A 13,298-nucleotide genomic window follows, 5' to 3' on the forward strand; every position below is an offset into this window, starting at 1 on the left:
ACACCGCCTACCAACCCACCGAACACCGCGCCCTACAACGCCTACTCACCCAACACCCCACCACCGGTTGACACAGGGCACTCCCGCCGAGGTCGGTCCGGGCGGCCGCACGCTCCCGCCGAGGTCGCTTCGCTCCACGTGGGTGAGTGGTCGCGCCCAAGACCAAAGGCGGAATTAGGGGGCGGGGGGCCCGGGACAAGGCCCCCCGCAGGGAAGGGACGGCAGGCGCGAAACGCCTACTGATCGCGCGGGACAGCCGAGGGAACCGATCGGCGCCCGGGACAAGGCAGCCGGACCGGCGGGCGACCCCTCAACGTCGCGACCGTCATCCGTTCTGCAGTAAGAAACGACTCCGCTTCCCCGCGGTTACGACTTCAAACATTCGTTTCCGTGTCGTGCCTCGCCCAGAACGCCCGCGCCGTGAGCCGCCCACGACGGTAGCGCTCAACTGGTCGACGACACCCTTCCGAAGATGACCGTGGACAGCACGCCGTCCCGGTCGAGGTCGCCCCGGCGCGACCGCCGCGCTTTCGTCAGGATCGACGGCGATCGCATCGCCTTCCTCCCGCTAGTGGTGCCGTGGCGGCGGTGGCAATGGTTGCCGGGCCGAGGTCGGCGACCCCCTCACCGCCGTCGCGCCGGCGATCGACGCCGTGCTGATGCGGGTGGTCCCGAGGAACTCGCACCGCCCAACGTCGCCGGCCCGGAAGGCGGCGGCTCCCCAGACCCGGGCGGCGTGGAGGAGAGCCGAGGGTTACCAGGACCGGGCGGCGAGCAGGAGGGCCGCGGCGGTGGCGCCGGCGAGGAGAGTCGCGGGCCAGACGAGGAGATGACCGGAGAGGTCGCGGCGTGGCGCGGGCCAGCGGAGCAGGGCGACCGGGGCCAGCAGCAACGCCACCTCGACGAACGCGGGAAGCGTCAGCGGCACGATGCTCAACACGTAGTCGGGCAGCGGCACGGTGAGGGCACCGTACGCGGCCAGGTACACGCCGGTCGCCACATCGTGCGTGAGGACGGCCACCGTTCCACCGAGCAGCCCTACGGCCACGCCGGCCCGGGGCAGGACCACGGCGCAGACGAGCCACACCGCGACCGCGGCGGCGACGGCACTCCACCAGGACACGATGGAGGCCTGGCCGGCCGGGACGAACAGCGGACCGATCCCGAGGAAGACGCCGGCGCCGGCCGCACCGCCCAGCACCCCGGCGACCAGGACCGCGGGCAGCCCGGGGCGGCTGATCCGCGGCCAGGCGCCGGCGGGTCCGGTGACGAGCCAGCCCGGCGAGTCCCGGGGACGGCCCCGCGCCGCCAGCGCCCAGACCGTCGTCGCGCCGACGACCACGAGCATGGCCAGGGTGAAGTGCCAGGCCTCGGAGAGGAGGACGAGCACCCGTTCGGGGCTGGCGGCGGGGCCGGCCACCGACCTCATCCACCGTGGCCGCAGCACCAGGTAGCCGAACACCGCACCGTTGATGACGACGGCGGCGCGCCACGAGCGGGCACCGGCGGGCAGCGCGGGCGCGGCGTCGGCCCAGACCTGCCCGAGCGCCGCGGAGAGCACGACCCCGCCCGCTCCGAGCAGGACGACGTACGCCAGCAGCGGGCCCAGCGGCGCCTCGACCGACCGTGCCGACCAGTTGTAGGAGGCGAAGTCGCCCAGCACCAGGCCGGCCGCGACACCCGCGGCGACGGCCGCCGGGGTCCGGAACCGACCGGTCACCGTGTCCACCAGGGCGGTCCGCCACAGTCCGAGGCCGACCGCGAAGCCGACGGCCACCCCGAGCGGGACGACCTCGACCGGCAGCAGCAGACGCGGGTCCCCGCCGACCGGCAGCAGCTGGACGGCCGGGTCCACCACCGCGAAGAGCAACGCCCCGAGGTACGCCCCGGCGAAGCCGTCCAGCACGGTGGGCCGCGGGCCGCGCACCGGATCGGCCAGTACGGCCAGCCGCCGGTCCGGCGTCGGGTGCAGCACCGACAGACGTCGCCACCACCGCACCGGCGACGTGCGGATACGCGCGATCACGCCGGCGATGGCGTCGCCGCCGGAGCGGTCGGCGGCCAGGTCGGCGTCGTGCTCACGGGCCCGCACGGCGTGGTTACGGAGCAGGATCACGAGCAGCCAGAGCAGGGCGGTACGCCAGAGCAGGCCGGCGCTCACCTCCCCCGGCTGCCACAGCTGCACGGCCGAGAACAGCGCGGCCAGCACGACGAACACCGGCCGGGCGGCCCGGCCGGCCGACAGCGCCAGCCAGGTCAGCGGGATGTCGTGATGACGGATGTGGGCGAGCTCGTGCCGCACGACCGGGTCGAAGACGCTCTGGTCGGCCCAGCGGACGGCCAACGCTTTCGGCAGGGCCACGACGTAGTGGCCGGGCCGGCCGAAGCTGAACGCGTCGCGCTGGGCCACCGGCCCGATCATGACGGCTGGTGGGCGGCGCAGCCCCTCTCCCTCGGCCAGCTCGGCGATCCGCGCCACCACCGGGGCCAGGGTCGCGCCCGGTGCGGCCAGCCGCCGCCTCCGCACGATGACCGCCGGGGTGACCAGCACGGCGATCACGGCCGCCACGGCCACCAGCAGTCCGCCGCCGGCTTCGAAGGCGTACAGGCCGAGGTACGCCGATCGGCAGGCCGGGGCGCCCGATCCGGTCGCACACAGCGGCGCCATCTGCCGCGGGTAGAGCACGAACGCGTATATGACCCGGCCGGCCAGGGTGCCGGCCGACAACATGCCGAGGACCAGCAGCAGGAGCCGGCCTCCGGTCGGCGACGGGTAGGCCAGGACGTTGGGCCGTCGCGTGCCGGCGGCGTTCATCGGCGCTAAGGGAGGATGAGTACGGCCGCGACGAACGCGTCGGCCAGCAGCTCAGCCTGCTCCTTGCTGAGTCCGACGGCCAGGCCCCGCTCGATGGCGACGGCCCGCAGTTCCAGCGCCTGCGCGCGGGTCAGCGCCGGCCGGGAGCCGATCTCATCCGCCCGGCCGGCGAGAACTTCCCCGGTGACCGGCTCGAGGGCGGCGGCCGAGCCGACCGCGGGAGCTGAGTCGAGTGCGGGAGCTGAGTCGAGTGCGGGAGCCGAGTCGAGTGCGGGAGCCGAGTCGAGTGCGGAAGGCGGCTCGAGGGCCGGGCTCGGCGGGGTGCGACGCAACATGCGCCGGACCGCTTCGACGAGCCGCTGCCGGGACTCGCCGGCCAGCGCTTCGGCCGCGACGGCGATCAGGAACTGCACGACGGCGGCGGCCACAGCCAGAATCGCTGGTGTCCACAGTGCCAGGTCGAGCCCGAACCCGACCGCCTCGTCCCGCCCCGGCCGGCCCAGCGCCACCCGAGGATCGGCGAAGTATTCCCGCGCGGTGTCGTCGAAGACAACCAGCTCACCGGGGGCGATCCGGGCCACTACAGCACGCCCGTACTCCGCGATCACGGGCTCGAGGTCGTCGCCCGCCGAATGGCCGAGTGCCAATTCTCAATGCCCCCTCGCGGTGCCACCTCTGCGACCGTGACCCGGGTCAGCATACCGTGCAGCGATCGCCATCGATGGTGCGTCGAGATCGTGGACCCGCGCGTGATGCGTATGTGTGCTCAGAGCGCTCTGAGCACACATACGCATCACGGCACACACGCACCACCGGCACACACGCATCACGGCACACACGCACCACCGGCACACACGCATCACGGCACACACGCACCACCGGCACACACGCACGGACCACACGCGTCACGCGCGGGCTCGCACATCACGGCACGCGCACACGCATCAGGCGCGGGAGCACCACTCACGCGAAAGGCGCGTTCACGGCCTTTCGCGGTGAGTGGGTCGCGGTGTGGGGACGGCCGGTGTTCGGTGTGCGTACCCGCGAATGGGTTTTGATCTAGGAAAGCTTGCGGGCGAGGTTCTCGTCGAGCGCGTTCATGAACTCGTCGGTGGTCAGCCACGGAGCGTCGCGCGAGATGAGCAGGGCCAGGTCCTTCGTCATCTGGCCGGCCTCGACGGTCTCGACGCAGACCTTTTCGAGCGTCTCGGCGAACTCGGTCAGGGCGGCGTTCTCGTCGAGGACGCCGCGGTGCTTGAGGCCGCCGGTCCAGGCGAAGATCGACGCGATCGGGTTGGTGCTGGTCTTCTCGCCCTTCTGCCACTGCCGGTAGTGCCGGGTGACGGTGCCGTGCGCGGCCTCGGCCTCGACCGTTTTGCCGTCCGGCGTCATCAGGACCGAGGTCATCAGGCCGAGCGAGCCGAAGCCCTGGGCGACCGTGTCGGACTGCACGTCACCGTCGTAGTTCTTGCAGGCCCAGACGTAGCCGCCCTCCCACTTGAGCGCGGCCGCGACCATGTCGTCGATCAGCCGGTGCTCGTAGGTGAGGCCGGCCTGGCTGAACTGCTCGGCGAACTCGGTCTCGAAGATCTCGGCGAACAGGTCCTTGAAGCGTCCGTCGTACGCCTTGAGGATGGTGTTCTTGGTCGACAGGTAGACCGGGTAGTTGCGGGCCAGCCCGTAGCGGAACGAGGCCCGGGCGAAGTCACGGATCGACTCGTCGAAGTTGTACATGCCCATGCCGATGCCGCCGGCCGGGAAGTCGGCGACGTGGAACTCCATCGGCTCGGAGCCGTCCTCGGGCGTGAACGTGATGGTCATCTTGCCGGCCTTGGGCGCCACGAAGTCGGTGGCCTTGTACTGGTCGCCGTGGGCGTGCCGGCCGATGATGATCGGCTTGGTCCAGCCGGGTACGAGCCGCGGCACGTTGGACATGATGATCGGCTCGCGGAACACGACGCCGCCGAGGATGTTGCGGATCGTGCCGTTGGGCGAGCGCCACATCTTCTTCAGGCCGAACTCCGCGACCCGGGCCTCGTCGGGAGTGATGGTCGCGCACTTGACGCCGACGCCGTGCCGCTTGATGGCCTCGGCGGCGTCGATGGTGACCTGGTCGTCGGTCTCGTCCCGGTATTGGATCGAGAGGTCGTAGTACTCGAGCGGGACGTCGACGTAGGGCAGGACCAACTGCTCGCGGATCTGCTTCCAGATGATCCGGGTCATCTCGTCGCCGTCGATCTCAACGACCGGGTTCTGAACCTTGATCTTCGCCATCGGCCTGGCGCTCCCTTCCCGCAGTCACATGTAAGCAGTACGAGCGTACTGCATTCTTCGGCGCGGCGTCCGGCGGGAGAACAGACAGGGCGGCCGCCGCGGCGACCGCCCTGGAAACGCTGGTAGCGGAAAGATCAGAGGTTGGCGACGTCGGCCTGCTTGGCCCGGACCGCCTCGGCCGCCTCCTTGAGCCCGGCCACCTCGGTGTCGGTGAGGTCGGTCTCGACGATCTTCTTGAGGCCGGTCGCGCCGATCTCGGCCAGCACACCGAGGTAGACGCCGGAGATGCCGTACTCGCCGTCGACCCAGGCGCAGACCGGCATGACCGCGCCGCTGTCCTCGGCGACCGCCTTGGCCATGCGGGCCGCCGCGGCCGACGGCGCGTAGAACGCCGAGCCGGTCTTGAGCAGGTTGTTGACCTCGGCGCCGCCGTTGCGGGTCTTGACCACCAGCTCTTCGATCTTGTCGGCCGGCATCAGGTCGGACAGCGGCTTGCCGTTGACCTTGCACTTGGACGGCACCGGAACCATGGTGTCGCCGTGCGAGCCCAGGGTCAGCGCCTCGACGCTCTTGACCGGCACGGCCAGGGTCTCGGCGATGAAGTTGGTGAACCGGGCGGTGTCGAGCACACCGGCCTGGCCGAAGACCCGGTTCTTGGGGAACTGGGTGGCGATCTGGGCCAGCGCGGTCATCTCGTCGACCGGGTTGGAGACGACGATCACCACGGCGTTGGGCGCGTACTTGGCGATGTTCTCGGCGACCTGGCGCACGATCTTGGCGTTGACCTCGAGCAGGTCCATCCGGCTCATGCCGGGCTTACGCGGGAAGCCGGCCGTGACGACCACGACGTCCGAGCCCTCGATGGCCTCGTAGCCCGACCCGTCGGTGCCGGTGGTGGCGCCGACGACCTTGGTCTCGAAGCCCTCGACGGCGCGGGACTGGTTCAGGTCGAGGGCGAGACCGGCCGGGCGGCCCTCGAGGATGTCGGTGAGCACCACGGTCTCGAAGATGTCGTACTCGGCCAGGCGCTGTGCGGTCGTGGACCCGTAGAAGCCGGCGCCTACGACAGTGACCTTCTTGCCCATGCTCTCACTCCCAGTCATCTTTTCGCCGAACGTATCAGCCGTGAAATCAGCTCGAGACCACGGCTCCGTAAGCCGAGGCGAACAACACTGCCTGGGCCAGGTCGATCTTGGCGCCGGTGAGGTCGACGCCCTTGAGCGCGACCCCACCGAGGTCGGCGCCGCGCAGGTCGGCGCCCTTCAGCACAACATCCTTGAGTTGCGCGGAGGACAGATCGGCGCCACTGAGGTCGGCCCGGGTCAGATCGGCGCCGGTCAGGTCGGCCTCGCGCAACCGCAGACCGGCCAGTCTGACCGCGGTCAGGTTCTGGCCGCGCAGCCCGACGAACCCCCAGTCGCCGCCGTCGACGGTGAGCGGGCGCAGCGAGCAGTCGACGAACTGGCTGCCGGTCAGCTTGCACTCGGTGAACGTGGCGTCGAAGAACGAGCACCGGGTCAGCGTCGAGCGCAGGATCGCCGTACGCGTGAGCACCGCCGCGTTGAACCGCACGTTCCCGAACTGGCAGTGCGTGAACGTGCACGCCGTCAGCGCCGACTCGGACCAGTCGACGTCGTGGAACGCGCAGTCCTCGTAGTGCACCCGGCTCTCCTCGGCGAGAGCCCAGTCCTCCCCGCGGAAGGTCTCGTTGTGCACGGTTCTCATCCGTGGAAGAAGTGCCGCGTCCCGGTGAGGTAGACGGTCACGCCGGCTTTCTCGGCCGCCTCGATGACCAGATTGTCGCGAATGGACCCGCCGGGCTGCACCACCGCCCGCACGCCGGCCTCGAGCAACACCTCGAGCCCGTCCGGGAAGGGGAAGAACGCATCCGACGCGGCGACACTCCCGGAAGCCCGGTCGCCGGCCCGGGACACCGCCAGCCGAGCCGAGTCGACCCGGTTGACCTGCCCCATCCCGACCCCGACGGTCGCGCCGTCGTGGGCCAGCAGGATCGCGTTGCTCTTCACGCTGCGGATCGCCCGCCACGCGAAGGCGAGATCCCGCAGGGTTTCCGCGTCAGCGGCGGCGCCGGTGGCGAGGGTCCAGCCGGCCGGGTCGTCGCCGGGCGCGTCGATCCGGTCGGCCATCTGCACCAGCACGCCGCCGCCGATCTGCTTGGTCTCGGCCGGCGCCGGCGCCCAGGCCGGGGCGACCAGCACGCGCAGGTTCTTCTTCTCGCGCAACAGCTCCAAGGCGGAAGGCGCAAACGCCGGGGCCACGATCACCTCGGTGAAGATGTCGGCGATCTGCTCGGCCAACTCGACGCTCACCTGCTGGTTGACCGCGATCACGCCGCCGAACGCGGACACCGGGTCACAGGCGTGCGCCTTGCGGTGCGCCTCGGCCACGTCGGCGCCGATCGCGATGCCGCACGGGTTGGCGTGCTTGATGATCGCCACGCAGGGCGCGGTGAAGTCGTTGGCGCTGCGCCAGGCCGCGTCGGCGTCGACGTAGTTGTTGTAGGACATCTCCTTGCCGTGCAGCTGCTCGGCCTGCGCCAGCCCGGGCGGCGCGGCCGGGTCGGCGTAGAGCGCCGCCTGCTGGTGCGGGTTCTCGCCGTAGCGCAGCGCGGTCTCCCGCTTCAGCGCCGTACCGGCGAACTCGGGCCACTCGTCCGCCGCGAGGACGGTGGCGCACCAGTTGGCCACGGCCACGTCGTACTCCGCGATGTCGGCGAACGCGCGGGCCGCGAGGTGCTTGCGCTGCGTCAGCGTGAATCCGCCCTCGTCGAGGGCCTGCAGGATCAGCGGGTACGCCGAGGGCGACGTCACCACGGCCACACTCGGGTGGTTCTTGGCCGCCGCGCGCACCATGGCCGGCCCGCCGATGTCGATCTGCTCGACGCACTCGTCCTCGCTCGCCCCCGAGGCGACCGTCTCGGTGAACGGGTACAGGTTGCTGACCAGCAACTCGAAGGGCTCGACGCCGAGGTCGGCGAGCTGCTGCTCATGGGCGGGCAGCCGGAGGTCGGCGAGCAGCCCGGCGTGCACCTTGGGGTGCAGGGTCTTGACCCGGCCGTCCAGACACTCGGGGAAGCCGGTGAGTTCCTCGACCTTGGTGACCGGGATGCCCGCGCCCTCGACGGTCTTCGCGGTGGAGCCGGTGGAGACGATCTGCACCCCGGCGGCGTGCAGGGCCTTCGCGAGTTCCACGAGACCGTTCTTGTCGTAGACGCTCAGCAGTGCCCGCTTGATCGGGCGACGGCCCTCGCCGGCGCCCCCACCCTCCGCGGTTCGGCGATCGTTCTCCGTCGTGGTCGAGGCCGTAGCCTCACCGCTGCCGCTCATGAATCCGTACCTTTCGGTTCTCGATGGTCCACCCCTCGCGCACCAGGCGGCCGACCTGCTCAACCAGCTGGGCGCGTTCGGCGACCTTGATGCGTTCGCTCAGCGTCTCCTCCGTGTCGTCGTCGAGCACGGGGACGCTGACCTGGGCGATGATCGGCCCGGTGTCGACGCCGGCGTCGACGAAGAAGAGGGTGGCACCGGTGATCTTCACGCCGTAGGCGAGCGCGTCCCGCGGGCCGTGGATGCCCGGGAAGGATGGCAGCAGCGCGTTGTGCGTGTTGATGTAACGGTCGCCGAACGCGGCGAGGAACGCCGGCCCGACCAGCTTGAGGAAGCCGGCCGAGATGACCAGGTCGGGCTTGTGCTCGGCGACCAGCGCGGCGAGCGCGGCGTCCCAGTCGTCGCGGCTCGGGTGGTCCTTCACCCGCGCGACGAACGTGGGCACACCGGCCGCGGTGGCCCGGTCGAGACCGGCGATGCCGTCCCGGTCGGCGCCGACGGCGACCACCCGGGCGCCGTACCCGGGGTCGGCGGCGGCGTCGAGCAGAGCCTGCAGGTTGCTGCCGGAACCGGAGACGAGGACGACCAGGCGGGCGGGCTCGGGGTCGGTCACCCGAGCACCCTATCCCTCGGCCTTCCGGCCCACTTCAGGGCACCCTTTGTGACAGTTCCGCGCCGCGTCGACCAACGGACAGCACAAACCGCAGATCATCGGTTACGCTGCCACCTCTTTCACAAAGTTCACAGCAAGCACGGAGGAAGCACGTGACGCCACCCCCTTACTACGGACAGCAGCCGCCGGCCGCGAGCGGTAACGACAAGGTGACGCTGTGGGGCGTCCTCGGCATCGTCTTCGCTCTCTGCTGCCCGCTGCTGGGCATCGTGTTCGCGGTGCTCTGCCTCAACGAGGCGAAGAAGTTCGGCAAGCCCAACACCCTGGCGATCGTCGCGTTCGTGATCGCCGGTCTGAACATCATCCTGAACATCATCCTGGGCGCCACCGGCGCGTACTCGGGGTACATGAACAGCGGAAACTGATCCGCTCGACATAGCAACAGCGAACGCCTCGGCCGGATGGCCGGGGCGTTCGTCATTTCTTGCGGAAGGTGCGCGCGGCGGCCGCGCCCAGCGCCGCCGACACCGCGATCACCCCGGCCGCCAGCGCACCGGTCAGCCACGGGTTGGGGCCGATCACGGCCAGTTTGCCGCCGCCCAGCGAGCCGCTCGAGAACCAGGCCAGCAGGCCGATCAGCAGACCACCGGCCGGGCCGGCGAGCACGGCCGAACCCAGCACCAGCGCCCACCGCGGCTCGGCCTGTTCGAGGTCGCGACGCAGCCGGCTGGTCAGCATCACGCCGGCACACAACCCGGCCACCACCGGCACCGCCAGCAGCAGCACGCCGACGCCGCCCATCGGCCCGGCGGGCAGCCCGGCCAGCAGCGGCAGCAGCGGCAGCGGCCCGGCCGGCACCTCGGTCAGGCTCACCTCGGTGCCGGTGCCCAGGGCGAAACCCGGACCCAGCAGGTACGCGGCCGCCCAGATCACGCCGTTGGCGCCGTAGGCCAGGCTGACCACCGTGATGCCGGCCTGCCCGGCCACCCCGGTCCGGTAGGCGGCGATCGTGTCGGCCGCGTCGCCGCCACCGATGGCCACCGACAGACCGGTGAACGCCGCCCCCGCCGCCAGCAGGATCAGCGCCGCCACCACTCCGGTACGCATCCCGTGCCGCACCGCCGCCGGCAGCTTGCGGGCGAGCACCACCACCGCGTCGGTCGACCGCAACGAGCCGATCAGGGCGGCCGCCGTGCCGATCAGGAAGAACTGCCCGGCCGCGCGCATCGGGCTGATCTCGATGCTGTGCCCGCTCAACAGCATGGCGGCGAGCGCGCCGAGCAGCGCGTACCAGAGCCCGACGGTGAGCCCGACCAGCAGCGCGGCCCGGAGCGAGCCGCTGCGGCGGGCACCGATGGCCCGGGTCACATGCAGGCCGGCCCGGTTCAGTCGCCAGGCGGCGAGCAGGGTGACCAGCAGCGGGGCCAAGGACACGGGGCCGATCGCGGTGCCCAGCGGTACGCCGTGCCCGAGCAGCCACGCCGCCAGCCCACCGGCGGCCGCGCCGCGCAGCCCGCCCGCCCCCTCGAAGGTGCGCGCCAGCCCGACGACCGCGGCCACCGGCAGGTAGCCGATCAGGGCCGCCCAGAGTGTGGCGAACCCGGCTGCCACCAGCATCGGCGCGCGTCCTCGGCGCTGCGGCGGGCGGCGCTGGCCGGGCACCTTGACCGTCTCGTGGTTGGCCCGGTCGAGCGGCACGGTCGGCCGGGCGCCGGTGTCGACGACCCGGGTCTCGTGGTTGGCCAGATCGACCCTGACCGTTTCGCGCACGGCGTCGTCCAGCGTCTCGAAGACCTCGGGGGCCATCGAGTCGTCGGTGCGGTCGGGAGTGTCTGGCATTGCCGCCTACTTTAGGCAGAAACGACGGCGCGCCGCCCCTTCTATCGGGACGGCGCGTCGTTCGGGCGTACACCGGGCCATTACGCACGCGGGTTTTGTGCGTAACGGGGCAAGGCAGTCAGCTCATGATCTCGCGCATGAGCCGCGCGGTCTCGGACGGCGTCTTACCGACCTTGACCCCGGCCGCCTCCAGCGCCACCTTCTTGGCGTCGGCGGTGCCGGCCGAGCCGGAGATGATCGCGCCGGCGTGGCCCATGGTCTTGCCGGGCGGGGCGGTGAAGCCGGCGATGTAGCCGACCACCGGCTTGGTCACGTTGGCCTTGATGAAGTCGGCCGCCCGCTCCTCGGCGTCGCCGCCGATCTCACCGATCATCACGATCGCGTCGGTCTCCGGGTCGTCCTGGAAGGCCCGCAGCGCGTCGATGTGGGTGGTGCCGATGACCGGGTCGCCGCCGATGCCGACGCAGGTGGAGAAGCCGATGTCGCGCAGCTCGTACATCAGCTGGTAGGTCAGCGTGCCGGACTTGGAGACCAGGCCGATACGCCCGGCCGGGGTGATGTCGGCCGGGATGATGCCGGCGTTGGAGGCGCCCGGCGAGGCGATGCCCGGGCAGTTGGGCCCGATGATCCGGGTCCGCTCACCCTTCGAGATGTTGTACGCCCAGGCGGCGGCCGAGTCTTGCACCGGCACGCCCTCGGTGATGACCACGGCCAGCGGGATCTCGGCGTCGATGGCCTCGACGATGGCGGCCTTGGTGAACGCCGGCGGCACGAAGATGACCGACACGTCGGCGCCGGTCTCCTTGATCGCCTCGCCCACGCTCGCGAACACGGGCAGCGACGTGCCGTCGAAGTCGACGCTGGTGCCGGCCTTGCGCGGGTTGACCCCGCCCACGACGTTGGTGCCGGCGGCGAGCATCCGGCGGGTGTGCTTGGAGCCCTCCGAGCCGGTCATGCCCTGGACGATGACCTTGGAGTCCTTGGTGAGCCAGATAGCCATTACGTCACTTCCCCGCAGCCGCGAGCTCGGCGGCGCGTTCGGCCGCACCGTCCATCGTGTCCACCCGCTCGACCAGCGGGTTGTTGGCGCCGTCGAGGATCGCGCGACCGGCCTCGGCGTTGTTGCCGTCCAGCCGGACGACCAGCGGCTTGGTGACCTGCTCGCCGCGCTCGCCGAGCAGGGCGAGGGCCTGGATGATGCCGTTGGCGACCTCGTCGCAGGCGGTGATGCCGCCGAAGACGTTGACGAACACCGATTTCACCGACGGGTCGGAGAGCACCACCTCGAGGCCGTTGGCCATCACCTGGGCGCTGGCGCCGCCGCCGATGTCGAGGAAGTTGGCCGGCTTCACGCCGCCGTGCGCCTCACCGGCGTACGCGACCACGTCGAGCGTGGACATGACCAGGCCTGCGCCGTTGCCGATGATGCCGACCTCGCCGTCCAGCTTCACGTAGTTGAGGTTCTTGGCCTTGGCCGCCTGCTCCAGCGGGTCGACCGCGGACTGGTCGACCAGCGCCTCGTGGTCGGGGTGCCGGAACTCGGCGTTCTCGTCCAGCGTCACCTTGGCGTCCAGGGCCAGCACCCGGCCGTCGCCCACCTTGGCCAGCGGGTTGACCTCGACCAGGAGTGCGTCCTCGGCCACGAAGGCGGCCCACAGCTTCACCGCGATGTCGACCACCTGGTCGGCCACCTCGGTCGGGAACTGCGCCTGGGTCACGATCTCGCGCGCCTTGGCCTCGTCGACGCCGAGATTCGCGTCGATCGCGACCTTGGCCACCCGGTCCGGCTGCTCCTCGGCGACCTGCTCGATCTCCATGCCGCCGGCCACGCTGGCGATGCACAGGAAGGTGCGGTTGGCCCGGTCGAGCAGGTAAGAGAAGTAGTACTCCTCCTGAATGTCCGCGGTTTCGGCCAGCATCACCTTGTGCACGGTGTGGCCCTTGATGTCCATGCCGAGGATGTCGGTCGCCCGAGCCTCGGCCTCGTCCGCGCCGTCGGCCAGCTTGACGCCGCCCGCCTTGCCCCGGCCACCGACCTTGACCTGGGCCTTCACGACCACTTTGCCACCGAGACGCTCGGCGATGGCGCGCGCCTCCTGCGGGGTCTCCGCGACGCCGCCGCCCAGCACGGGCAGGCCGTGCCGTTCGAACAGGTCACGCCCCTGATACTCGAACAGGTCCACGTGTCTCCTTCCGCCCCGCTTCCGCAGGCCACCTCCTGTGGAGATTAGCCACCCGGTGAGGCGCCGTACCCGCGCGGGTAGAAGCTGTGCAAGAGGGCACACAACGAGGCTGGTGGGAAAGTTCAGAGAACGCGCGTAACCCCCGGTCAGGGGCGTCGTTGAGAGTGATGTCGGAGCGCTGAGCGGGCCGGCGGAAACGGCCGATGCCCTGTCGGTCGAGGGGTGGC

General features: G+C 70.9%; 11 protein-coding genes. 1 reads left to right on the forward strand and 10 read right to left on the reverse strand.

All coding sequences use genetic code 11. The features are described 5' to 3' along the window. Positions 1-754 precede the first annotated feature (754 nt). From ACGFIO_RS24775 to purN, 7 genes are all read right to left on the reverse strand, one after another. On the reverse strand, positions 755-2,815 hold the full coding sequence (locus ACGFIO_RS24775) for a M48 family metalloprotease (protein WP_392829040.1): 2,061 nt from the start codon (positions 2,813-2,815) through the stop codon (positions 755-757). Between the two features lie 5 nt (positions 2,816-2,820). Further along, positions 2,821-3,462, reverse strand: coding sequence for a hypothetical protein (locus ACGFIO_RS24780; RefSeq protein ID WP_392829041.1), 642 nt, complete (start codon positions 3,460-3,462; stop codon positions 2,821-2,823). Positions 3,463-3,874: 412 nt separating this feature from the next. Beyond that, the gene (locus ACGFIO_RS24785; protein ID WP_392829042.1) at positions 3,875-5,089 is read right to left on the reverse strand and encodes an NADP-dependent isocitrate dehydrogenase; all 1,215 of its coding nucleotides are present in this window, start codon (positions 5,087-5,089) and stop codon (positions 3,875-3,877) included. Positions 5,090-5,223: 134 nt separating this feature from the next. After that, positions 5,224-6,174: a malate dehydrogenase gene (mdh, locus tag ACGFIO_RS24790; protein ID WP_392829535.1), complete on the reverse strand. Its 951-nt coding sequence runs from the start codon at positions 6,172-6,174 to the stop codon at positions 5,224-5,226. Between the two features lie 46 nt (positions 6,175-6,220). Further along, positions 6,221-6,814, reverse strand: a complete 594-nt coding sequence (locus ACGFIO_RS24795; protein WP_392829044.1) for a pentapeptide repeat-containing protein — start codon at positions 6,812-6,814, stop codon at positions 6,221-6,223. Then, complete coding sequence (gene purH / locus ACGFIO_RS24800; RefSeq protein WP_392829045.1) at positions 6,811-8,436, reverse strand: bifunctional phosphoribosylaminoimidazolecarboxamide formyltransferase/IMP cyclohydrolase; 1,626 nt, start codon at positions 8,434-8,436, stop codon at positions 6,811-6,813. The genes ACGFIO_RS24795 and purH overlap by 4 nt, the downstream gene beginning before the upstream one ends. Next, a complete protein-coding gene (purN, locus tag ACGFIO_RS24805; RefSeq protein WP_392829047.1) occupies positions 8,420-9,049 on the reverse strand; it encodes a phosphoribosylglycinamide formyltransferase in 630 nt (209 codons plus the stop codon). Before purN ends, purH begins: the two co-directional genes overlap by 17 nt. 152 nt (positions 9,050-9,201) lie before the next feature. Between purN and ACGFIO_RS24810 the strand changes: the two genes are divergently transcribed. After that, a complete protein-coding gene (locus tag ACGFIO_RS24810) occupies positions 9,202-9,474 on the forward strand; it encodes a DUF4190 domain-containing protein (RefSeq protein WP_392829048.1) in 273 nt (90 codons plus the stop codon). A 52-nt stretch (positions 9,475-9,526) separates the two neighbouring features. Here the strand turns inward: ACGFIO_RS24810 and ACGFIO_RS24815 are convergent, their stop codons facing one another. The 3 genes from ACGFIO_RS24815 to sucC form a co-directional block, all read right to left on the reverse strand. Beyond that, entirely contained in the window at positions 9,527-10,888 is a 1,362-nt protein-coding gene (locus tag ACGFIO_RS24815) for a DUF6350 family protein (protein ID WP_392829049.1), read from the reverse strand. Between the two features lie 118 nt (positions 10,889-11,006). Then, positions 11,007-11,888, reverse strand: coding sequence for a succinate--CoA ligase subunit alpha (gene sucD, locus ACGFIO_RS24820; protein WP_392829050.1), 882 nt, complete (start codon positions 11,886-11,888; stop codon positions 11,007-11,009). A gap of 4 nt (positions 11,889-11,892) precedes the next feature. Further along, positions 11,893-13,071 (reverse strand): ADP-forming succinate--CoA ligase subunit beta, encoded by a 1,179-nt coding sequence (sucC, locus tag ACGFIO_RS24825; protein ID WP_392829052.1) that lies wholly within the window; start codon positions 13,069-13,071, stop codon positions 11,893-11,895. Between the last annotated feature and the right edge of the window lie 227 nt (positions 13,072-13,298).

The sequence above is a fragment of the Actinoplanes sp. NPDC049265 genome (genome assembly GCF_043197135.1).
Taxonomy (GTDB): domain Bacteria; phylum Actinomycetota; class Actinomycetes; order Mycobacteriales; family Micromonosporaceae; genus Actinoplanes.

What these genes read in the sequence shown, in the direction of transcription:
- mdh (WP_392829535.1), bottom strand. Translation starts at nt 6,174, where the DNA reads ATGGGCAAGAAGGTCACTGTCGTAGGCGCCGGCTTCTACGGGTCCACG.
- sucD (WP_392829050.1), bottom strand. Translation starts at nt 11,888, where the DNA reads ATGGCTATCTGGCTCACCAAGGACTCCAAGGTCATCGTCCAGGGCATG.
- ACGFIO_RS24775 (WP_392829040.1), bottom strand. Translation starts at nt 2,815, where the DNA reads ATGAACGCCGCCGGCACGCGACGGCCCAACGTCCTGGCCTACCCGTCG.
- ACGFIO_RS24815 (WP_392829049.1), bottom strand. Translation starts at nt 10,888, where the DNA reads ATGCCAGACACTCCCGACCGCACCGACGACTCGATGGCCCCCGAGGTC.
- ACGFIO_RS24795 (WP_392829044.1), bottom strand. Translation starts at nt 6,814, where the DNA reads ATGAGAACCGTGCACAACGAGACCTTCCGCGGGGAGGACTGGGCTCTC.
- ACGFIO_RS24785 (WP_392829042.1), bottom strand. Translation starts at nt 5,089, where the DNA reads ATGGCGAAGATCAAGGTTCAGAACCCGGTCGTTGAGATCGACGGCGAC.
- purH (WP_392829045.1), bottom strand. Translation starts at nt 8,436, where the DNA reads ATGAGCGGCAGCGGTGAGGCTACGGCCTCGACCACGACGGAGAACGAT.